This is a genomic window from Inquilinus limosus MP06 (assembly GCF_000767795.1).
GTDB lineage: Bacteria > Pseudomonadota > Alphaproteobacteria > DSM-16000 > Inquilinaceae > Inquilinus > Inquilinus limosus_E.
Window position 1 is genome coordinate 1 of record NZ_JANX01001061.1, and the last position, 988, is coordinate 988.

At 65.7% G+C, this 988-nt stretch carries 2 protein-coding genes; one reads left to right on the forward strand and one right to left on the reverse strand.

Annotated features, from left to right (window positions below; all coding sequences use genetic code 11):
• Window positions 1–256: 256 nt before the first annotated feature.
• Window positions 257–463: a heavy-metal-associated domain-containing protein gene (locus tag P409_RS35180; RefSeq protein WP_238578857.1), complete on the reverse strand. Its 207-nt coding sequence runs from the start codon at window positions 461–463 to the stop codon at window positions 257–259.
• Between the two features lie 207 nt (window positions 464–670).
• On the opposite strand from P409_RS35180, the gene P409_RS41115 reads away from it, so the two are divergent.
• The coding region (locus tag P409_RS41115; RefSeq protein WP_034849721.1) for a copper ion binding protein at window positions 671–988 on the forward strand (318 nt) is incomplete at its 3' end.

Sequence of the window (988 nt, forward strand, 5' to 3'; positions counted from 1 at the left end):
GGGCTGTCGACGGTGGGAGCCTGCGTGGAATAAGCCAGGATTTCCGCGGGGCCGGTGGCGACAGTCGACACCAATTCTATCGGCGCCAATACCCCTCCCCCTACCCCCTCCCGCAAGGGGAGGGGGAGGATAAAAAGGATGGGCCGACCCACGTGGTGGCATTCTGAAAGGTTTTGCTTGCGGGAGAGGTTGAAGAGGTCGACATCCCGTCAATCACCGGCCAAATGCACTGATTGGCCCGACTTAGGCCCCGGCCTCAGGCGGCTTCCGGCGTATAGCCCGCTTCGGCGATCAGCCCGGCGACCTGGGCCCGGTCGTCGGTGCCGGTGACGGAGACCAGCTTGCGCACCGGGTCGGCCTCTACCTTCGCGCCGGGGATGCTGCCCTCGATCGCGCCCTTGATCGTGCCGGCGCAATGGCCGCAGGTCATGTCCTCGACCCGGAAGGACAGCGTTGCACCCATGATGGTTCGACTCCTGTTTCGCATGAACCAGGGCACTGTCAGGCTTCCCACCATGGGAAGGTCAAGCGGGTTTTCGCCGTCCTGACCGATCCCGCCGAACCACCCCTTGACCTTCCCATTGTGGGAAGGTCCATCTCTCCCCACATCCGCTGTTGCGAGATGGGAATCGGGACCGTGCAAACCTTGAACTCCAGCGCTCGGGATGTGGTGCAGCTCACCATCGAGGGCATGACCTGCGCCTCCTGCGTGCGCCGGGTCGAGCAGTCGATCGCGAAGACGCCGGGCGTTGCTGCCGCCAATGTCAACCTCGCCACCGAGCGGGCCGACGTGTCCTTCACCGCCGCGCCGGACATCCCGGCGGTGGTCAAGGCGATCGAGAGCGCCGGCTATGCCGTGCCGCAGGACACGGTCGAGCTGGCGATCCAGGGCATGACCTGCGCCTCCTGCGTCGCGCGGGTCGAGAAGAAGCTGAAATCCGTGCCCGGCGTGACCGAGGCCGCCGTCAATTTGGCAACCGAGCGCGGC

Coding starts and splice junctions, on each gene's coding strand:
- P409_RS35180 (WP_238578857.1), bottom strand. CDS start 463: ATGGGTGCAACGCTGTCCTTCCGGGTCGAGGACATGACCTGCGGCCAT.